This is a genomic window from Alloalcanivorax venustensis ISO4 (assembly GCF_015356855.1).
In the GTDB taxonomy this organism is placed as follows: Bacteria; Pseudomonadota; Gammaproteobacteria; order Pseudomonadales; family Alcanivoracaceae; genus Alloalcanivorax; species Alloalcanivorax venustensis.
Genome location: NZ_ARXR01000044.1, coordinates 1 through 19795, shown reverse-complemented (window position 1 = coordinate 19795; position 19795 = coordinate 1). Strand labels below are relative to the sequence as shown.

The window sequence follows — 19795 nt, the reverse complement described above, 5'->3', positions numbered from 1 at the left end:
GCTCTGCTTGCCGGCGGGATACCAGAGACCCTATTACTGCTCTGTTTCCAGAGGTCTCTGGGATCCTGCCGGGCGCTTCGCGCCCTTTCGCGGGCCCGGCCCGCTCGCACAGCGGCCTTCGTCGCTCATCATGCGGCGGATGTGCAAGTCCAGCTGCCGGTATTCCGGATGTTCGAGCATGGCTTCCCGGTCGCCGCCCAGCGACGCCTTGAAGCCGGGGCGGATGGTCTCGCGCAGCCGCCCCGGGTGGCTGGACAGGAAGAACACCACGTCGCCCAGGTAGAGCGCCTCCTCGATGTCGTGGGACACCAGCAGCACCGTGGTGCGCTCCTTGCGCACGATCTCCAGCAGCAGTGACTGCATCTGCCAGCGGGTCTCCGGGTCCAGCGCCCCGAACGGCTCGTCCATCAGCAGCAGGGCCGGGTGGTTGGCCAGGGTGCGGGCGATCGCCACCCGCTGGCGCATGCCGCCGGACAGTTCGTGCGGGTAGGCATCGGCCACATCGCCCAGACGCACCGCGTCGATGAAGTAGTCCACCGCCCCTTCCCGCAGGCTGCTGCTGTCGCCGGTGATGCGCAGCCCGTAGGCCACGTTCTGGCGCACTGTCAGCCAGGGAAAGGAGGTGTAGCTCTGGAACACCATGCCCCGGTCGCGGCCGGGGCCGGTGATCGCCTGGCCGTTGAGGGCCAGGGCGCCGGTGGTGGGCTCTTCCAGGCCCGCCACCATGCGCAGCAGCGTGGATTTGCCGCAGCCGGAGGGGCCCAGCAGCACCCCCACCTGGCCGGGCGCGAGCTGCAGGGAGACATCCTCCAGGGCGGTGCGCGCGTGGCGCGTGCCGGCCCGGAAGGTCTTGCCCACGCGGCTCAGGGTCAGCCCGTTGTGGTTCGGCTCCATACGCGTTTCTCCCCTTTATTCGCTCAGCACGGCTTCCAGCGGCGCGGTGTTCACACCGGCGTCGATGGGATGGCGTTCGTCGATCAGGCCGAACTTGAGCCACCAGTCGGTGGTGGTTTCCCAGTGCTGCGCCATCTGGCCGTTTTGCGGGCCCAGGGGCAGCTCGCCGGGAATCACGCCCATGAATTTGCCGGCCTGTTCGGCGTCGAACACCCAGATGCCGCCCTTGAGAATCTCGCCGTCCTTGCCGATCACTTTTTCCACATCGGCGACCGGGAAGTTCAGCCCCTTGGCGATGATCTTGTTGCCCTCTTCCGGGTTCTCTTTCCAGAACGCCACCGCCTTGAAGTAGGCTTCCATGGTCTTGGCGGCCAGCTCCGGCTTGTCGAGGAAGGCGTCGCTCATGTACATGCCGTCGCCGAGCAGCGCGGTTTCAATCCAGTCGTCCTCGGCGGAGGACGCGGCCACGGTGGCGCCGGGCAGGGCCTCCAGCGCTTGCGAGCCGAACGGTTCCCAGAATTCAGCGGCTTTCACATTGCCGCCCACCAGCGCGCCCACGGCGTCGTCCATGATCAGGTTGGTGAACTGCACGTCCTTGATGCTGACGCCGTTCTGCTCCAGCCAGATGCCCATGAAGATCTGCGTGAGGCCGCCTTCCAGCACCGCCACCGATTCGCCTTTCAGGTCCTCGGCGCTGTCCACGCCCGGCGCCAGCACGATCTTGTCGGTGCCGTAGGACGGGTTGGTGTAGGTGACCAGCTTCACGGGCACCTCCTTGTCGGCGGCGATGGGGCCGTATTCGGCGGTGCTGGAGGTCACGTCCAGGGCGCCGGCGGACATCAGCGAGAAGCTCTCGTAGGGGTCCTCGATGATGGTGATTTCCAGGTCCAGGTCCGGCACCAGGTTTTTCTCCTGGGCGATGAACCAGAAGCCGTAGCCGGGCCAGGAGAACAGCGACACCCGCACGGTGTCGGCGGCGTGGGCCGCCGCGGCGGAGAAGCTCAGGCCCGCCGCCAGCATCAGGGTTTTAACGATACGCATGGTAATGACTCCTCGGGGAACGAAATTCACTGGTGGCCACCGCGCAGATACGGGAACCACCAGCGGTGCAGAACTCGGAACAGGGCGTCCAGGGCCAGGCCCAGCAGCCCGATGGTGACGATGCCGGCCATGATGTCGTCGACGTGCACGAAGCGCTTGGCGCGCATCATCATGGCGCCGATGCCGTCGGTGGCGGCGACGATCTCGGCGATCACCAGGTAGGTCCAGCTCACCGCCAGCATCTGCCGGCAGGTGTCCAGATAGCCCGGCAGCGAATGGCGGAACACCACCGTCCACAGCACCGCGCGGCGGCCGCCGCCCAGGGTTTTGGCGGTTTCCACGAACGCCGCCGGCACCTGCCGGGTGACGTCGGCGAGCATGATGGAAAGGAAGAACACCACGCCGATCAGCAGCAGCGCGATCTTCTGGCTGTCGCCGGTGCCCAGCCACATCAGCAGCAGCGGGATGAACGCCGGCGCCGGCAAGTACCGGCAGGCGCCCAGGAACGGGTTGAGCACGCCGTCGACGCGGGCGAAGGCGCCCATCAGCAGCCCCAGCGGCAGCGCCACGGACACCGCCAGCCCGAAACTCACCAGAATCCGGCGCACACTGGCCAGCACGTCGCCGAGAAAGGCTTTCTCGACGAACAGCTCCTGCAGGGAAGCAAGCACCTGCAGCGGCCCGGGGAACAGGCGGTCCGGCGCCAGGCCGGCGTTGGCGGCCAGGTACCAGCCGGCGAAAAATACCAGCCAGCCGGCGCTACCCAGCAGCAGCCGCTGACGCCAGTCCAGGGTCTGCCCGAAGTCCAGCCAGCGGCGGCGCGGCCGGGCGGCGGCGGGGGCGGCACTCTCAACATGCTCCGCGCGGGCGCCGGTGGCGCCGGTGACGAGGCGGTCCTGCAGGGAAACGGTCATAGGCGGCTCCTCTTTACCGGCCAAAGGGTTCAAAACGCGGTCAGGAAGCTGAGCCCGTAGACCGGCACCGCCCGACCTTCGCGCATCGCCTGGGGCGCCGGCACCTGGCCGTAGGTCTCGGCGTGAATGCCGGCCAGGCGGTGGCGGTGATAGCTGCGCAGCTGGTCGCTGAACGCCAGGGTGCGCTGGTACTCGTCGCCGTACAGTTCCCGGTGCAGGGCCGGCAGCTTGTACCAGGGCAAGGTGGGCTTCACGTGGTGCGCGTTGTGGTAGCAGAAGTTGAGCACCAGCAGGTTGAGCGCCGGCCAGCGGCGCGATATCGGGTTGCTGTAGGTGTTGTCGTTCTCGTAATCGCGGTCGCCTTTGTGGGGCAGCGGCGCGTCCGGATTGTTGAGAATGGCGATAATCTCGTAGTTGTGCTGAAAGGCGTCGAAGAAACGCAGCACGGTGAGCATCAGGGTGTAGGCCAGCGCGTACAGCAGCACTGCTTTGATACTCCACAGCGCCAGCAGCGCCAATACGCCGAAACGCACCGCCAGCACCAGCGCCGCCCGGGGCCGCTGGGCCTTGTCCGCGTAGCCGATGAACGGCGCAAACATCAGAACCGCGTGCATCATGTAATCCACCGCCGGCACATAGGCCCACTCCAGGGCGAACACCAGTTTCTCGGTGCGCGGGTGCGCCTTGAGCCAGGCCCGGTAGTCAAAGGCGATGGTGTCGGCGTTATCCACGTGATGGCGCATGTGCTTGTAACGCAGATCCTCGTAGGTGCCATAGCAGCCCCCGGTGAACCAGTTGAGTGCCCGTCCCAGACGGGTGTTGTGTTCCACCTTCTTGAATAGCGCATTGTGGGCGCAGTCGTGCACCAGGTAGGCGGCGATCACCATGGCGTGGCCACAGGCCAGCACGCCCAGGGCGGGCAGTAACCAGCCCGGCTGGGCCATCAGCAGCCAGCCGCCCACATAGCCAAGCAGGATGTAGGCCAGGACCAGCAGGTTGGGAACCAGAGCGTCCGGATGACGCAGGGTTTGCTGTATCGATTTCATCACCGTTCTCTCCTCTGCTCAGGCCACCTGGTCGCGGCCGGCGGCAGCGGCGCGCCAGCGATGGAAATGGCGTTGTTGGCAATCGCCGATCCAGCGGTTGAGATCCCACAGATCGGCCACCGGGGCGTGGGTGAACGGCAGGGTGTGCAGATAGCCGTCGGGCCCGAATTCCGGTGTCAGGGTGGTTTGCGCCAGGCCGCGGCGGCGCTGGGCCTGCCAGACCGCCTCCCAGCAGCGCTGGTGGGAAGCCAGCGCGGTGGCGTATTCCGGCGCGCCGGGGTGCGGCACCTGGGGGCCCTGGTCGTAGCCGACCCGGGCATGGACGTGCAGGGCCTGTTCGGCGACCCGCTCGATGCAGTCCCATTCGCTGTCGGGCAGGCGTTCGCAGACCACCGCCCAGTGGCTGAAGTCGCAGGTCACCGGCAGAGTCGGCACCCGGTCGAGCACCGCCACCGTGGTCCAGGGGTTGAAGAAGCTGCGCCCGCGATGGGTCTCAAAGCTGGCGGTGACGCCGACCCGCTCGGCGATCTCGTGGGCCTCGGCGAAGAAGCGCACGCTGTCTTCCAGCGGCCAGGCGTCGCAGCCGCCCATCACATTGGCGAACTCGGCGCCCAGGGCGCGGCCGTCACGGAGCTGGGTTTCGAAGTCTTCCAGGTGCTCGGCGACGCTGGCGTCGCGGCGCGGCACATAGCTGCCGGCGGTGCAGATTTCCTGAATCCAGCGCAGGCCGTGCCCGTGCAGGGCCCCGGCCAGATCGTCGCGGGCCGCGCCGGCTTGCGGCAGCGGCGCTTCCAGGCCGTCGAAGCCGGCGGCCACGGCCAGGGCGGCGGCCTGCTCCGGGGTGCCCGGGTGGCCCCACAGGGTTTTGAATCGCAATAACTGCATGGTGCTCCTCGTGGTTCCGGTGAGTGGTTAAAAACCTTGCTTAACCCCTCAGGAGCAACAGCTATGCCAACCCTATAAACCCCTATAAATACATGCAATTCTGCATATTTAAAGACGAAAACGCCCGGAATCGCGCCGACGGCGCGCCCCATTTCGGGGAGAGCGCACCAAAAAGAAGCGCGATTCAGGCGGCGCGGCGGCGCCTCATCCAGACACGGCCGGCCACGGCGCCGTTAATCACCCAGGCGAGCGCCACCAGGGCGCCCGCTACGGGCCAGCGGCGGGCCTCTTCGAGCACCGGCGCGTCCGGCACGGTAAGCAGGAACAACAGGGTCTCCAGAGCCGCCAGCAACAGCGGCGCCAGCAGATCCGCGGGCCAGTGCAGCTGGATGCCGCCGGCGTTGAGCAGTGCGCGCCCGCCACTCAACGCCAGCCAGATAACAATAATACCGCCCGCCAGAACTGCCGCCACGGAGACTCCTTGAAGGTTGCATCGGTGAAACCTGAATGATGGGGCGCCGGGCGGCGGGCTGCAAGCGGCGGGCGCCCCGCACCCCGGGCCGGCCGCTTCTTAAAAGAATGCTAAAGATTCGCCGCTATCCCGGTTTCCTGAGGCATACTCCAGGCTCATGGATCGTTACCGCACGGAGGTAGTAATGAACAGCGATCAGTTGAAAGGCAATTGGAAACAGCTCATGGGCGATGCCAAGAAGCAGTGGGGCAAGCTCACCGATGACGACCTGAAGCAGGTCGAAGGCCGCAAGGACAAGCTGGTCGGCAAGATTCAGGAGCGCTATGGCTCCAGCCGCGAGGAAGCGGAGAAGCAAGCCGATGACTGGCTCGGCAAGCACGGCTGATCTCAAAGCCTGATCTGCCTGAGTACCCAGCGGGCCGGCGTCACAGCCGGCCCGTTTTTGGTCCGGCCCGGTACTTTTATGAACACCCTATAAAAGCGCGTACAACTCCTGCCACGGCATCGGTTTGCCGAACAAATAGCCCTGCCCTTCCCGGCACCCCAGTTGCCGCAGCACCTCCGCCTGTTGCTCGGTTTCTATGCCTTCGGCGGTGATCGAGAACCCGAACGTTTCCGCCAGCTGAATCATCGCCTGCACCACGGCATGGTCCTCGCCGGACTCGTGAATCGCATCGACGAAGCTTTTGTCCACCTTGAGCCGGGTGATCGGGAATTCCTTGAGCATGCTGAGCGAGGCGTAGCCGGTGCCGAAGTCATCGAAGGCCAGCTGGCAGCCCAGGGACCGCAGGTCGTTGAGGGTGTTCTTGAGGCGGTTGTCGCTGTTGATGATCACCCGTTCGGTGATCTCGATCTCCAGCCCTTCGCCGGGCAGACCGGTCTCGCGCAGGGTATCGGCGACCATGCGCGCCAGCCCGCCCAATTTGAACTGGGCGGAGAACGCCATGCACAGCGGGCGGCCCTGCCGGTGCAGCAGCGCGCCCTTGGCGCAGGCCTGGCGGATCACCCAGTCGCCGAGAATCCGCGCCATCGGGCTGCCCTTGAGCAGCGGCAGGAATTCCCCGGGCGCCAGCAGGCCGCGGTGCGGATGGTGCCAGCGCAGCAGGGCCTCGGCGCCGACGATCTTGCCGTCGCTGAGCCGTACCTGGGGCTGGTAATACAGTTCGAACTGCTCACCGAGCACGGCGGTGCGCAGGTCCGCGCTCATGTCCTGGCGTGCCCGCAGCGCCTTGCGCAGCGCCGGCTGGTAGACCCGGCTGGCGCCGTAGCCGGCGGCCTTGGCGTCGGCCAGCGCCAGGTGGGCGTCACTGAGCAGGGTTCTGGCGCAGCCTTGCGGGGCCGCGAAGGCAATGCCCACATGCCCGCTGATCGCCACCGGGCGGTCCTTGATCATGAAGGTTTCCAGCAAGGCGCCGTGGACCGCTTCCGCCAGCTGGATCAGCGCCCGGGCCTGGTCCTGGTCGGGCAGCATCACGGCGAATTCCTCGCCGGTGGTGCGCGACAGCAGGGCCCCCTCCGGCAACAGCCGGGTGAGACGCGCGGCGGTCAGCTGCAGCAGCCGGTTGCCGGCCTCCTGGCCCAGGGTATCGCTGACTTCCTGGAAGCCGTCCAGCTCCAGCAGCAGGCAGCCGGCGGGCCGCTCCTGATCAAGCACGGACTGGGTCTGTTCGGTGAGCAGTTTCTGGTTGGCGAGGCCGGTGAGTTCGTCGTAGTGCGCCTCGTAGAACAGCTTGACCTGTTCCTCCTGCTGGTCGGACACATCGCGGAACACACCCAGCATGCGGGCCGGCCGGTTGTCCTGGTCGAACACCAGCTGTGCCGAGCAACGCACCAGGGCGAGCCGCCCCAGGTCCCGGCGGTGGGCCCGGAAAGTCACTTCGAAATGGCCGCTGACCGCCGCCGCCAGGGCGCCGCGCACCACCTGGCGCACGCCGTCGCGGTCGTCCGGGTGAACGAACTCCCAGAACAAACGGGTACTGGCGGGGCCGCCCTCGGGGATGCCCACCATGCGGATAATGTTTGGTGACGCCCAGAAGGTGTTCTCACGCAGGTCGTGATCCCAGATACCCAGGTCGTCGGAATCCAACGCCGCCTGCAGCCGTTCCTCCACCACCGAGGCGGGGCTGTCGGTCCGCGCCACAATGTTCTTTTTCGCGGTAGCGGCCTCCCCGCGCGAATCCTTCATGTGATCCCCAGACAGCGTTTTCGAGCAAGGGGAGCGAACCCGAACTCGCTCCCCGCGCCTCCCCCTGGCGCCCATCTTCATGCTGTCCCTGCACGTCCCCGATGTATGCACTGGGTTTTATACCATCACGGGGCGGTGAATAGGTGCAAATATGAAAAACTGGCGTTTTAACGGTGAATTTTTGACCGCCTGGCAGGTACGGGGGCCACGGTGTGCCCCCGGTTTCAGACGCGCGGCGGGTTCATTCGATAGGCCAGCGTGTAAAGCACCGGCACCACGATCAGGGTGAGTATCGTGGCGAAGCCCAGGCCGAACATGATTACCGCCGCCATGGATTTGAAGAAGGCGTCGAACAACAACGGCACCATGCCCAGGATGGTGGTCACGGCGGTCATGCAGACCGGGCGCACCCTGGTCACGGAAGCATGGATCACCGCGTCCAGGGCGTCCGCTCCGGCTTTCAGCTCCAGCTTGATCTGCTCCACCAGAACGATGCCGTTCTTCACCAGCATGCCGGACAGGCTCAAAAAGCCCAGCAACGCCATAAAGCTGAACGGTGCGTTAAAAACCAACAACCCCACGGTCACGCCGATGATCGCCAGCGGCACCGTAGCCCAGATCACCAGCGGCTGACGCAGGCTGTCGAACAGCAGGATGGTGATAATGAACATGAAAAGGTATCCCAGCGGCACGCTGGCGAACACCGCCTTCTGGGCGTCCTGGGTGAGTTCGTATTCGCCGCCCCAGGTGAGTTCGTAGCCGGCCGGCAACGGCAGCGCTTCGATCTCCGGGCGCACGCGCCGCAGTACCTGATCGCCGGTTTCATCGCCGAGCACGTCCGGCTCCGCCTGAACGGTGAGGGTGCGTTTGCGGTCACGGCGCAGGATCAAACCGTTTTCCAGATCGGTTTCAAAGCTGGAGACGATCTGCCGGATGGCGATGTAATCCTCAAGCACCGGCGACCAAACACGTACCTGATCCAGGTTGTCCGCGCCCAGGCGCTCCTGGTCCGGGGGCCGGGCGAGGATCGGCAGCAGGTCGGCGCCATCGCGGAACAGGCCGACCTCGAGACCGGAGAAATTCATTTCCAGAGCGTCCTCGAGGTCGGCCCGGGTAACGCCGGCGCGCCGGGCCTGGGCTTGCTCGAATTGCGGCCGGATCACTTTTTCCTTCTGCCGCCAATCGTGGCGAATGCTTTCCAGGCCCGGGTCGGCTTCCATGATGGCTTCGACCTCCACGGCCAGGGCGCGCAGCACCGCCGGGTCAGGGCCGGAAAGCCGTGCCTCGATGGTGGCGTTAGCGGTGGGGCCGATCATCAAACGCTTGAGCTTGGCGAAGGCGGACGGGTGATGGTTGTCGATCCAGTCCCGGGTTTGCGCGATCACCCCATCAATGTTTTCCCGCTGGTCGACCCTGACGATCAGCTGCGCGTAGGAGGGATAGGTCTTTTGCGGGAAGTACGGCAGCATGAAACGTTGCGCGCCCTGGCCGATGGTGCTTGTCACCCCGGTAACATGCTCGGTGTCGCCCAGGGCGCCCTCCAGATGCTGCACGCGCTCGCTGGTGGCACGGATATCGCTGCCCTGGGGCAGCCAGTAATCGACCAGAAAGATGGGCGTATTGGACGGCGGGAAGAACGATTGCTTCACCAATCCGAAACCGCCCACCGCGGCCAGCAACAACACCACCATGGACAGCAGCGTCACCACCCGGTGCCGGATGGCCTTGCCCAGCAGGCGCCGGTAGAGCTGAAAGAAGCGGCCTTTATAGGGGTCCTCCCCCTGGTCCCCGTCGTCGTTTTCAGAGCCGTCCCGGTCGCGGGAAAAGATCAGGTGGCCGAAGAACGGGGTCAGCGTGATGGCCACCACCCAACTCAACATCAGGGAGATCAGCAGTACCCAGAACAGGCTGTTGGTGAATTCCCCGGAGGCATCGCTGGACAGGCCGATGGGCGCGAACGCGGTAATCGCGATCACCGTGGCGCCGAGTAGCGGCCAGGCGGTCTGCCGTACGATTTCCGCGGCGGCCGCCACCTTGGACAGCCCCCGTTTTATGCCCACCAGAATGCCTTCGGTAATGACGATGGCGTTGTCCACCAGCATCCCCAGGGCAATGATCAGCGCGCCCAGGGAAATACGCTGCAGCTCAATGCCGAGCACCGCCATGACGATAAAGGTGCCAAGAATGGTGAGCATCAGAATGCCGCCCATCAGTACACCGGAGCGCAGTCCCATGAACAGCAACAGCACGCCGATCACGATCATCACCGCCTGGGCCAGGTTCCAGAGGAAGGCGTTAACGGAACGTTCCACTTCCCGAGGCTGGTCGTAGACCGTGGACAGCTCCATGCCGGCGGGCTGACGGTAGTCCAGCTGTTCCAGCCGCTGGCGGACCCGTTCGCCCACTTCCACCACGTTAACGCCCGGCGCGAAGGAAATCCCCAGGGTCAGAGCCGGCGCGCCCTGATGGCGATAGAGATGACGCGGCACCTCACGATAGTCCCGCTCGATGTTGGCCACGTCCCCCAGGTAAACCAATTGCTCGGCGCCCGGGTCCGAGATCAACAAATCCCGCATCGCCTCCACCGAGTCGAAGTCACCGGTGGGCGCGATGCGCAGATATTCATCACCCACGCGCACCCGCCCGGCCGGGTTCACCGCGTTCTGGGTATCCAGCAGCGAGAAAATCCGGTCCTGGCTGATGCCGAGATTGGCAAGACGTTCCCGGGACAACTCGACGAACACCTGTTCCTGGCGCTGGCCGCCCACCTGGACCTTGCCGACGCCTTCCACCAATACCAGCTCACGGACCAGGACGTCGGCGTAATCCTTGAGGTCCTGATACTCATAGCCGTCGCCGGTGAGCGCCAGCAGGATGCCGTACACGTCGCCGAAGTCGTCGATCACCTGGATGCCGTTGGTGCCCGGCGGCAATCGCGGCTGCAGGTCGCGGATCTTGCGGCGCAGCTCGTCCCAGATCTGCTTCAGATCGTCTTCACGGTAGATGGGCTTCATCTCCACGGTGATCTGGGACAGACCGGCGCTGGAGATCGACGTGACGTAATCGACATAGGAGAGGCTCTGAATCGCCTTTTCCACTGGCAGGGTCACTTCCTCTTCCACTTCGCGAGAGGACGCCCCGGGGTACTCCGTGATCACCATGGCGGTTTTCAGGGTGAACTCCGGATCTTCCAGCTGCCCCAGCCGCAGAAAGCCCACGACGCCGCCGATCAGCAGCACCAGCGTGAACAGCCAGCTGACCACCCGGTGCCGGACGGCGTACTCGGCAATGTTCATTACAGCCCCCGTTCGCGCGTCAGTTCCCGCACCGCCTGGCCTTCCTCCAGGCGGTGCACGCCGGCGACCACGATGCGATCGCCCGCCGACAAGCCCTCGAGAATAGCCACGCCGTCGCCGGAAACCGCCCCCAGCGTTACCGGCTGGGCCTCCACGGTGTCGTTTTCCGTGTCCAGGCGCCACACCCGGGCACCGGTTGCTTCATCGCCGTTGAACACCGCTTCCACCGGCACGATGGGCGCGGTCTTGTCGCCTTGTCGCTCGGCGGCTCGATCGACGCGTACCGTCACGCTCATCCCTGGTAACAGCACCAGATCATCGGGCACCGGCAACGTGACCACGATGGTGTAGGCCTGGGTGGCGCCGGGGCGCGACTCATGCTCGCGGTAGACGGCGCGGAAACGCTGCTCTGGCAGGCCGGGGAACACCACCTCCGGGCGGAACGATGGCCCCAGGGGCAAAACCCGGCGGATAAAGCCCTCGGAGACCGAGAAATGCACGTCGATGGTATCCGCGCTTTGCAGGTAGAGCACCGGCTCCCGGGCTTGAACGAACTGGTGGTTTTCCTGCTCGGTGCTCGCCACCACACCATCGTAGGGCGCGGTAAGACGGGTATAGGAAAGGTTGTCCCTGGCCTGGCTCAATGCCGCCTGGGCCTGCTGATGGCGGGCGGTGAGCTCATCCAGTTCGGAATCGGCGATCATCCCCCGCTTGGACAGGGTCTGGCCACGCCGATACTGGTTCCCGGCAAGCTTGGCATCGGCCAGGCGCTGATCCAGGTCATTACGGAAGTCGCGGGCGTCCAACTCGGCAAGAAGCTCGCCCTGCTCCACCTTCTGTCCATCCCGCACGGGCAGCGCCACCAGTTGCCCGGACACCCGGAAAGCCAGTTCCGCGCGCTCCGTGGCCACCACGCGGCCCGGGTAACGGCGCACTCGATCACTGGTGTGCCCAACGGTCATGAGTTTCACGGAGACCGGTCGCGGCTGCGCGGCGGGCTCCGGCTCACCACATCCGGCAAGCCCGATAACGGCCATGCCGCCCATCAACAGCATCCATGCCCCCACAGGCATTCCTTTCAACCGCTTCATCAACACCTCTTAACAGTACTGGACGGTACAATAATGACAGAAAAAGCAACGGTGGTCACGACGGGGCGGGGCCAGGCAAAAAAAAACGGCGCCCGAAGGCGCCGTTTCTTGTTACACCGGAGAACCTGTTTTAGAACTGGTTCATGGTGTTGTCTTTACCGCCGGCTTTCAGAGCGGCTTCACCGGAGAAGTACTCTTTGTGGTCATCACCGATGTTGGAACCGGCCATGTCCTGGTGCTTCACGGTGGCGATGCCACGGCGGATTTCCTCACGCTGAACGCCTTTCGCGTAGGCCAGCATGCCCTGGTCACCGAAGTAGCCTTCCACCAGCTGATCGGTGGACAGCGCCGCGGTGTGGTAGGTCGGCAGCGTGATCAGGTGGTGGAACACACCGGCTTCACGGGACGCCTTGGCCTGGAACTCCTTGGCCCACTCGTCGGCCACGTCGGCCAGCTCGGTGGTGTCGTACTTCTCGTTCATCAGGTCGGCGCGATCGTACTCGCCCAGATCCTTGCCTTCTTCTTTCCAGGCATCGAACACCTGCTGACGGAAGTTCAGGGTCCAGTTGAACGACGGGCTGTTGTTGTAAACCAGCTTGGCGTTCGGCTCCTGCTCGCGGATACGGTCGACCATGTGCTTGATGTGAGCCACGTTCGGGGTCGGGGTCTCGATCCACAGCAGATCGGCGCCGTTGCGCAGGCTGGTGACACAGTCCAGTACCACGCGGTCGATGTTGGTGTCGCGGCGGAACTGGAACAGACCGGAGGCCAGACGGGTGGGCTTGAGCAGCTTGCCGTCGGACTTGATCACGATGTCGCCGTTGTTGATCTGGTCGGCGGAATCGATGTATTCGCCTTCCAGGAAGCTGTTGTACTGGTCGCCCAGGTCGCCCGGCTCGGTGGTCACGGCGATCTTCTGGGTCAGGCCGGCGCCTTCGGAGTCGGTACGGGCAACGATCACGCCGTCGTCCACGCCCAGCTCGAGGAACGCGTAGCGAACCGCGTTGATCTTGGCGATGAAGTCGGCGTGGGGAACGGTCACTTTACCGTCCTGGTGGCCACACTGCTTCTCGTCGGACACCTGGTTCTCGATCTGGATGCAGCACGCGCCCGCTTCGATCAGCTTCTTGGCCAGCAGGTAGGTGGCTTCCGGGTTACCGAAACCGGCGTCGATGTCGGCGATGATCGGCACAACGTGGGTCTGGAAGTTGTCGATCTTGTCGACGATCTCGGCCTGCTTGGCCTGGTCACCGGCGGCCTTGGCTTCGTCCAGGTCACGGAACAGGTGGTTCAGTTCCCAGGCGTCCGCCTGCTTCAGGAAGGTGTAGAGCTCGCGGATCAGGTCGGCGACCGCGGTTTTCTCGTGCATGGACTGGTCGGGCAGCGGACCGAACTCGGAACGCAGCGCGGCGACCATCCAGCCGGACAGGTACAGGTAGCGGCCTTTGGTATCCCCGAAGTGTTTCTTGATGGAAATCATCTTCTGCTGACCGATGAAGCCGTGCCAGCAACCCAGAGACTGGGTGTACTTGCTGTTATCGGCGTCGTAGGCCGCCATGTCCTCGCGCATGATCTTCGCGTTGTACTTGGCGATGTCCAGATGCGTTTTGAAACGGTTCTGCAGACGCATGCGAACAGCAGCTTCCGGGTCGATGTCGTGCCAGGTTTTGTTGGCACCAACCACGGAATTCAATGCTTCGATGTCTTTGGAGTATGACATGGTCAATCCTTTCGATATGGAAATGGATACCGAAGCCGGCTCACCAGCTACCGATGGCGCGCATTCTAGGAGCGCCTATCTCATAAAAGAAATCAATATTGATGATACCCGGTATTTCTTTCATGAATGGTGGTCTTACCTCAAGATCAAATGGGGCACCCGGGCGTTGCGGAGCATTCGGTCGGTGGTGCTGCCGATCAGCAACTCGCGGATCCTGGAGTGACCGTAGGCCCCCATCACGATCAGGTCGATACCCTGCTCTTCCTGATACTGGTGCAGGGCGGCTTCCACCTCCCCTTCCAGGCGCGCGGTGACCACGGTATGGCCGCTGTTCTCCAGGCACTGGGTGGCCCAGTCGAGGCCCTCGTCGTCGCCGTTGACCTTGACCAGGTGCAGCTGACAGGGGGTGCCCTTGAACAGCGGGCTGTCGGCCAACAACCGCACGCCGATGCGGGTGCTGGCGCTGTTATCGAACGCCAGCATGATGCTTTTCGGCTCGCGGAATTCGCCCACGGTGATCAGCACCGGCTTGTGGATGGTGCGCACCACCCGCTCCACGTTGTCGCCGACCTCGCCGCCGGACGGCTCGGCGCCGCCGTGCTTGACGCCCTGCTTGCCGATCACCAGCAGGCGGGTGTCGTCGTCCAGGCTTTTCAGGGCCTCCACCAGGTTGCCGTGGCGCTGGCGCAGCACCGGGTCCGGCACGCCGTCGACGGCCACCCGGGCACGCGCCGCTTCCAGGGTGGCCTTGCCCTGTTCCAGGGCCAGCCGGTTGCGCTTGGCGTCCAGGTCCGCCAGTTCGGTCAGCAGGGTCTCCCGGGCGCCCAGGCCCAGGTTACCGCTGAGGTTGGTCTCGCTGGGGCTTTTTGTTCCAGGGTATCGGGCCTCGTCCAGAACGTGCAGCAGCATCAGCGGCGCGTTCAGGCGGCCGGCGGCCCAGGCAGCGTGGTCGCAAATCGAGTCCGCGGCGGCGGAGCCGTCGATACAGGCAATCACATGACTCATTAAGTGCTTCCTTTTATCAGGCGTATTAAGGGCTTCAGTGACCGCCCATCAGTTTTTCCACGGCGTCGGGTTTGTCGTGCACGGCGTACTTGTCCACCAGGGTGGCGCTGGCCTCGTCCAGGCCGATCACCTCCACCTCGGTGCCTTCACGGCGGAATTTGATCACCGCCTTGTCGAGCGCGCCGATGGCGGTGATGTCCCAGAAGCGGGCCCGGTGCACGTCGATGGCCACCTTGTCCACGCCTTCCTTATAGTCGAACGACTCACCGAACTGGTCGGCGGAGGTGAAGAACACCTGGCCCACCACCTTGTAGTCACGGCGGTAGCTGCCCTCTTCGGACTCGCTGGTGACGTAGAACACCCGGCCCACCTTGTTAGCGTAGAACAACGCGCTTAGCAACACGCCGATACCCACGCCGATCGCCAGGTTGTGGGTGAACACGGTCACCACCACGGTGGCCAGCATCACCACGCTGCTGCTGGCCGGGTGGGTGCCCAGGTTGCGGATCGATTCCCAGCTGAAGGTACCGATGGACACCATGATCATTACCGCCACCAGCGCGGCCATGGGAATCCGTGACACCCAGTCGCCCAGGAACACCACCAGCACCAGCAAAAAGGCACCGGCCACCAGCGTGGACAACCGGGTGCGGCCGCCGGACTTAATGTTGATCACCGACTGGCCGATCATGGCGCAGCCGGCCATGCCGCCGAGGAAACCGGAGGCGATGTTGGCCACGCCCTGGCCCCTGCATTCGCGGTGTTTGTCGCTTTCGGTGTCGGTGAGGTCGTCGACAATGGTGGCGGTCATCATGGACTCCAGCAGGCCCACCACCGCCATGGTCAGCGACACCGGAAAGATGATCTGGAGCGTTTCCAGGGACAACGGAATATCCGGCAGCAGGAACACCGGCAGGCTGTCCGGCAGATCCCCCTTGTCGCCCACGGTGGGCATCTCAATGCCCAGATACATGGCCAGACCGGTGAGCACCACGATGCACACCAGCGGCGACGGCACCGCCGTGGTCAGCAGCGGCAGCAGATAAATGATCGCCAGACCGCCGGCCACCATGGCGTAGACGTGCCAGGTGACCCCCACCAGCTCGGGAATCTGCGCCATGAAGATCAGAATCGCCAGGGCGTTGACGAAACCGGTGACCACCGAACGGGACACGAACCGCATCACCGTGGCCAGCTTGAACACCCCGAACAGAATCTGCAGCACCCCGGTGAGCACCGTGGCCGCCAGCAAATACTGCAGGCCGTGGTCCCGCACCAGAGTCACCATCAACAGCGCCATGGCGCCGGTGGCGGCCGAGATCATCCCCGGGCGGCCGCCGGTGAACGCGGTCACCACGGCAATACAGAAGGAGGCGTAAAGACCCACCTTGGGGTCCACCTCGGCGATGATCGAGAACGCGATCGCTTCCGGAATCAGGGCCAGAGCGACCACGATCCCGGCGAGCACATCACCGCGTACATTGGAAAACCAGTCTTGCTTAATGTTGGGCAACATAGGATCCCTTAACCTGAACAACAGACGGACAACCGCGGCAATGCCACGGCGGCAAACAAAAAAGAATCAGCTTGAAATTAAAGATGCGGGGAGGCGGACCACCAGAACGGTCTCTGGGATCCTGCCGGGTGGCTGGCGCCACCCTTTCGCGGGCAAGGCCCGCTCGCACGAGGCGCTAGGGCGGACTGCAGATCAAACGCATGAATCGGGGCCGGTCGAAACGGAGGGCGCGGAGTCTAGCACACAAGACCCGCCTGTGGGAGCGGGCCTTGTGGGAACCGGCTAGATCTCGCGGGTCTCGCGGAAGCGGATGTCCGGGTGGCGCTCCTGGGCGAGCTGCAGGTTGACCCGGGTCGGGGCCAGGTAGGTCAGGTGATCGGCACCGTCGCGGGCCAGGTTGTCGTAGGCCTTGCGCTCGAACGCTTCCAGCTCGCGCTCACTGTTCGCCTCCACCCAGCGGGCGGTGCTCACGCTGATCGGCTCGTAGCGGCAGTCGACGCCGTACTCGCCCTTGAGCCGCGCGGCCACCACGTCGAACTGCAGTGTGCCCACCGCGCCCAGGATCACGTCGTTGTTGCGCAGCGGGAAGAACACCTGGGTGGCGCCCTCCTCCGCCAGCTGCTTGAGCCCTTTGTGCAGCTGCTTGCTCTTGAGCGGGTCGTTGAGCACCACGCGCTGGAACAGTTCCGGCGCGAAATGGGGGATGCCGGTAAAGCGCAGGTCCTCGCCCTCGGTGAAGGTGTCACCGATCTGGATGGTGCCGTGGTTGTGCAGGCCGATGATGTCGCCGGCGTAGGCTTCTTCCACGTTGTCGCGCTCGCCGGCCAGGAAGGTCAGCGCGTCGGCGATGCGCAGGTCCTTGCCGGTGCGGCACTGTTTGAGCTTGATGCCCTTTTTGTACTTGCCGGAACAGATGCGCAGGAAGGCGATACGGTCGCGGTGGCGCGGGTCCATATTGGCCTGGATCTTGAACACGAAGCCGGTCATCTTGTCCTCGGTGGCGGCCACCTGCCGCTCGCCGCCGTCGCGGGGCAGCGGCGGCGGCGCCCACTCCACCAGACCGTCGAGCATATGGTCGACGCCGAAGTTACCCAGGGCGGTGCCGAAGAACACCGGCGACAGCTTGCCCTCCTGAAAGCGCTGCAGGTCGAACTCGTGGCTGGCGCCCTGCACCAGCTCCAGGGTGTCGCGCAGCTCCTGGGCGTAGTCCGACCCCACCGCCTGGTCCAGCTCCGGGTTATCCAGGCCTTTCACTTCACGGCGCTCCTGGATGGTGTGGCCCTGGCCGCTCTTATAAAGGACGGCGGTGTCGGTGAGCAGGTTGTAGACGCCCTTGAAGTTCTTGCCCATGCCGATCGGCCAGGTCACCGGGGCGCACTCGATCTTGAGCACGTCCTCGATTTCGTCGAGCACCTCGATGGGATCGCGCACTTCCCGGTCCAGCTTGTTGATGAACGTCAGGATCGGCGTGTCGCGCAGCCGGCACACCTCCATCAGCTTCACGGTACGCTCTTCCACGCCCTTGGCCGCGTCGATCACCATCAGGGCGGAGTCCACCGCGGTCAGGGTGCGGTAGGTGTCCTCGGAGAAGTCGGCGTGGCCGGGGGTGTCCAGCAGGTTGACCATGGCGTCCCGGTAGGGGAACTGCATCACCGAGGTGGTCACCGAGATGCCCCGTTCCTTTTCCATCTCCATCCAGTCCGAGGTGGCGTGCACGCCGGACTTCTTGCCCTTCACGGTGCCCGCCATGCGGATCAGGTTGCCGTACAACAGCACCTTCTCGGTGATGGTGGTTTTACCGGCGTCCGGGTGGGAGATGATGGCGAAGGTGCGCCGTTTATTGATCTCGTCGGTGGGGCTCATAGATTCCTCGGTCTGCGTCGGCGCGCATTGTACGCCGGACCGGGGGATTCTTGTAGGCGCGCCGCTTCGCGGCGGCGCCTGACGGCGTCAGCTGCAAGCCTCAAGCTACAAGCGGCAAGCAGGCCGTGCCGGGGGAGGGGCCGTGCCATGAGCCGCGATACAGGATTCAGGATGCAGGATACAGCGCGGATCGAAGCCACGAGAGCCGGACAGGCTTGCGCCTCGCGCCCTTGCGTTTTGGCAAATAACGTCGTGCTAATGCGCAAAGCCGTCCGCTGACTCCAAAGCCCCCCCCTGTATCCTGCATCCTGAATCCTGTATCGGGCGGCGAACGCCGCCCCTGGCCTGCTTGAAGCTTGAAGCTTGAAACTTGAAGCTGCCGACGGCGCCGTCAGGCGCTGTCGGCGAGCCTGACGCGCAGCCGGCTCACCGCCTGACTGTGCAGCTGGCAGACGCGGGATTCGGTGACGCCGAGTACGGCGCCGATTTCCTTGAGGTTGAGCTCTTCCTGGTAATAGAGGGCCAGCAGCAGCTTCTCGCGCTCGGGCAGCGTTTCGATGGCGGCGGTGAGCTGCTCGCGTTGTTCACTGTCCACCAGGGCGGCGAACGGCGACGGCGGTGAGCCGCTGCCGGCTTCCGGTTCGCCGCGCTCGGCGACCATTTCCTCGTAGGGCAGCAGCAGGCCGTTGTTGGTGTCGGTGAGCAGTTGACGGTACTGCTCCAGGTCCATGCCCATTTCGTTGGCGATTTCGCGCTCTTCGGCGGGCCGCCCCAGTTTTTGCTCCAGCCGGTGCACGCACTGGTCCACGGCGCGGGCGTTGCGGCGCACGCTGCGCGGCAACCAGTCGCGGGTGCGCAGTTCATCAATCATGGCGCCGCGAATGCGCTGGCTGGCGAAGGTGGAGAAGCTGGCGCCGGCGTTGGCGTCAAAGCGCTGCAACGCGTCCAGCAGCCCCACGGTGCCGGCCTGGATCAAATCGTCCAGGTCGATGCCGGAAGGCAGCTTCACCTGCAGCGCCAGCGCCTGCCGGCGGACGGCCGGAAGATGCTCTTCCAGCAGTGCGTCGTGGTTGATTTTTCCCTGTGCCGTATACATGGTTTCCCCGAACCGGGCCCGGATGCCATTCTGAGACTTCCATTATTAGCGGTCGGCGCGATTTGGAAGCGGCAAATAACGGCCTTTATTGGGTTCTTTTCTAGCGGTATTCCACCGTCAACCGGGGCGCGCCCACGGTGACCGCGCGGCGCTCGCCGGCGGGCAGGCGGAAACGCAGCCGCAGCGGCCGCGTCACCCGCCAGGCCGGCGGCGCCAGAAAGTGGCCGCGCCGGGCGCTGCCCAGGGGCACGCACTGCTCGCCCTGGCACAGCCACGCCTGAACGCGGCGCCCGGCGGGCAGCCGGTAGCGCCAGCCGACCCGCACGATGTTTTCCCCCGCCGCGATCGGCGGCGGCGTGGCCGGCTCGCTGTGATAGAAACGCCCGGCCACCGCCAGACGCAGTTCCGCCAGCGGCGATTGCCAGCTGCCCGGGGCCGCCGGGAGCGGCGACCACAACAAAAGCAGCAGCAACCCGGCGACCTTGTTCATGGCGACAGCACCACCAGCTCGATATCGAGAAAATGCCGGGCGCCGTGTTGCAGGTTGCTGAGCAGCCCGGCCCGGGGCAGCCCGGGGGCGTGCAGCGCCAGCAGGCGGCTGGGCCCGGGGTGGCGGCGCAGTATCTTGAGCGTGCGGTAGGCGCGGCGGAAGGCGTCCGCGTCGCTGTCCACCCACAGCGCCCAGCGCCGTTGCTGGCTGGCCAGCAGCGGCAGGTGCGGGCTGGCCGGGTCCAGCGCCACGATGCGCCAGGCGGCCGGGTCGCCGACCCA

The 19795-nt window shown here is 65.0% G+C and carries 16 protein-coding genes and 1 pseudogene; 1 reads left to right on the top strand and 16 read right to left on the bottom strand.

Annotated features, from left to right (window positions below; translation table 11 throughout):
- Positions 1–33 precede the first annotated feature (33 nt).
- The 6 genes from ISO4_RS15460 to ISO4_RS15435 all read right to left on the bottom strand — a co-directional run bounded on the left by ISO4_RS15460 (position 34) and on the right by ISO4_RS15435 (position 5252).
- Complete coding sequence (locus tag ISO4_RS15460) at positions 34–894, bottom strand: ABC transporter ATP-binding protein (protein ID WP_194856783.1); 861 nt, start codon at positions 892–894, stop codon at positions 34–36.
- Between the two features lie 15 nt (positions 895–909).
- Complete coding sequence (locus ISO4_RS15455) at positions 910–1935, bottom strand: ABC transporter substrate-binding protein (RefSeq protein WP_228548190.1); 1026 nt, start codon at positions 1933–1935, stop codon at positions 910–912.
- Positions 1936–1961: 26 nt separating this feature from the next.
- Complete coding sequence (locus tag ISO4_RS15450) at positions 1962–2849, bottom strand: ABC transporter permease (RefSeq protein WP_194856782.1); 888 nt, start codon at positions 2847–2849, stop codon at positions 1962–1964.
- A 29-nt stretch (positions 2850–2878) separates the two neighbouring features.
- On the bottom strand, positions 2879–3895 hold the full coding sequence (locus ISO4_RS15445; RefSeq protein WP_194856784.1) for a fatty acid desaturase family protein: 1017 nt from the start codon (positions 3893–3895) through the stop codon (positions 2879–2881).
- Between the two features lie 18 nt (positions 3896–3913).
- Positions 3914–4780, bottom strand: a complete 867-nt coding sequence (locus ISO4_RS15440) for a sugar phosphate isomerase/epimerase family protein (protein WP_194856781.1) — start codon at positions 4778–4780, stop codon at positions 3914–3916.
- A gap of 184 nt (positions 4781–4964) precedes the next feature.
- Positions 4965–5252 (bottom strand): hypothetical protein, encoded by a 288-nt coding sequence (locus ISO4_RS15435; RefSeq protein ID WP_142948147.1) that lies wholly within the window; start codon positions 5250–5252, stop codon positions 4965–4967.
- Positions 5253–5436: 184 nt separating this feature from the next.
- On the opposite strand from ISO4_RS15435, the gene ISO4_RS15430 reads away from it, so the two are divergent.
- Entirely contained in the window at positions 5437–5637 is a 201-nt protein-coding gene (locus ISO4_RS15430) for a CsbD family protein (RefSeq protein ID WP_142948146.1), read from the top strand.
- A gap of 87 nt (positions 5638–5724) precedes the next feature.
- Here ISO4_RS15430 and ISO4_RS15425 read toward each other — a convergent pair whose 3' ends face one another.
- From ISO4_RS15425 to ISO4_RS15380, 10 genes and pseudogenes are all read right to left on the bottom strand, one after another.
- Positions 5725–7437: a putative bifunctional diguanylate cyclase/phosphodiesterase gene (locus ISO4_RS15425; RefSeq protein ID WP_194856780.1), complete on the bottom strand. Its 1713-nt coding sequence runs from the start codon at positions 7435–7437 to the stop codon at positions 5725–5727.
- Between the two features lie 224 nt (positions 7438–7661).
- The gene (locus tag ISO4_RS15420) at positions 7662–10733 is read right to left on the bottom strand and encodes an efflux RND transporter permease subunit (protein ID WP_142948144.1); all 3072 of its coding nucleotides are present in this window, start codon (positions 10731–10733) and stop codon (positions 7662–7664) included.
- Positions 10733–11695, bottom strand: a complete 963-nt coding sequence (locus tag ISO4_RS15415; RefSeq protein ID WP_228548189.1) for an efflux RND transporter periplasmic adaptor subunit — start codon at positions 11693–11695, stop codon at positions 10733–10735. Before ISO4_RS15415 ends, ISO4_RS15420 begins: the two co-directional genes overlap by 1 nt.
- A 259-nt stretch (positions 11696–11954) precedes the next feature.
- Complete coding sequence (locus ISO4_RS15410; protein ID WP_142948143.1) at positions 11955–13544, bottom strand: isocitrate lyase; 1590 nt, start codon at positions 13542–13544, stop codon at positions 11955–11957.
- Positions 13545–13679: 135 nt separating this feature from the next.
- On the bottom strand, positions 13680–14549 hold the full coding sequence (locus ISO4_RS15405) for a universal stress protein (protein WP_194856779.1): 870 nt from the start codon (positions 14547–14549) through the stop codon (positions 13680–13682).
- Between the two features lie 34 nt (positions 14550–14583).
- Positions 14584–16065, bottom strand: coding sequence for a SulP family inorganic anion transporter (locus ISO4_RS15400; RefSeq protein ID WP_194856778.1), 1482 nt, complete (start codon positions 16063–16065; stop codon positions 14584–14586).
- A 282-nt stretch (positions 16066–16347) separates the two neighbouring features.
- Positions 16348–17928, bottom strand: coding sequence for a peptide chain release factor 3 (prfC, locus tag ISO4_RS15395; RefSeq protein WP_194856777.1), 1581 nt, complete (start codon positions 17926–17928; stop codon positions 16348–16350).
- Positions 17929–18319: 391 nt separating this feature from the next.
- On the bottom strand, positions 18320–19024 hold the full coding sequence (locus tag ISO4_RS15390; protein ID WP_142948139.1) for an RNA polymerase sigma factor FliA: 705 nt from the start codon (positions 19022–19024) through the stop codon (positions 18320–18322).
- Positions 19025–19124: 100 nt separating this feature from the next.
- Positions 19125–19514 (bottom strand): flagellar protein FlhE, encoded by a 390-nt coding sequence (locus tag ISO4_RS15385; RefSeq protein ID WP_194856776.1) that lies wholly within the window; start codon positions 19512–19514, stop codon positions 19125–19127.
- A pseudogene (locus ISO4_RS15380) lies at positions 19511–19795 on the bottom strand (hypothetical protein); the annotation flags it as partial. The pseudogene ISO4_RS15380 and the gene ISO4_RS15385, both read right to left, overlap by 4 nt.

Coding starts and splice junctions, on each gene's coding strand:
- ISO4_RS15460 (WP_194856783.1), bottom strand. CDS start 894: ATGGAGCCGAACCACAACGGGCTGACCCTGAGCCGCGTGGGCAAGACC.
- ISO4_RS15455 (WP_228548190.1), bottom strand. CDS start 1,935: ATGCGTATCGTTAAAACCCTGATGCTGGCGGCGGGCCTGAGCTTCTCC.
- ISO4_RS15450 (WP_194856782.1), bottom strand. CDS start 2,849: ATGACCGTTTCCCTGCAGGACCGCCTCGTCACCGGCGCCACCGGCGCC.
- ISO4_RS15445 (WP_194856784.1), bottom strand. CDS start 3,895: ATGAAATCGATACAGCAAACCCTGCGTCATCCGGACGCTCTGGTTCCC.
- ISO4_RS15440 (WP_194856781.1), bottom strand. CDS start 4,780: ATGCAGTTATTGCGATTCAAAACCCTGTGGGGCCACCCGGGCACCCCG.
- ISO4_RS15430 (WP_142948146.1), top strand. CDS start 5,437: ATGAACAGCGATCAGTTGAAAGGCAATTGGAAACAGCTCATGGGCGAT.
- ISO4_RS15425 (WP_194856780.1), bottom strand. CDS start 7,437: ATGAAGGATTCGCGCGGGGAGGCCGCTACCGCGAAAAAGAACATTGTG.
- ISO4_RS15420 (WP_142948144.1), bottom strand. CDS start 10,733: ATGAACATTGCCGAGTACGCCGTCCGGCACCGGGTGGTCAGCTGGCTG.
- ISO4_RS15415 (WP_228548189.1), bottom strand. CDS start 11,695: ATGACCGTTGGGCACACCAGTGATCGAGTGCGCCGTTACCCGGGCCGC.
- ISO4_RS15410 (WP_142948143.1), bottom strand. CDS start 13,544: ATGTCATACTCCAAAGACATCGAAGCATTGAATTCCGTGGTTGGTGCC.
- ISO4_RS15405 (WP_194856779.1), bottom strand. CDS start 14,549: ATGAGTCATGTGATTGCCTGTATCGACGGCTCCGCCGCCGCGGACTCG.
- ISO4_RS15400 (WP_194856778.1), bottom strand. CDS start 16,065: ATGTTGCCCAACATTAAGCAAGACTGGTTTTCCAATGTACGCGGTGAT.
- prfC (WP_194856777.1), bottom strand. CDS start 17,928: ATGAGCCCCACCGACGAGATCAATAAACGGCGCACCTTCGCCATCATC.
- ISO4_RS15390 (WP_142948139.1), bottom strand. CDS start 19,024: ATGTATACGGCACAGGGAAAAATCAACCACGACGCACTGCTGGAAGAG.
- ISO4_RS15385 (WP_194856776.1), bottom strand. CDS start 19,514: ATGAACAAGGTCGCCGGGTTGCTGCTGCTTTTGTTGTGGTCGCCGCTC.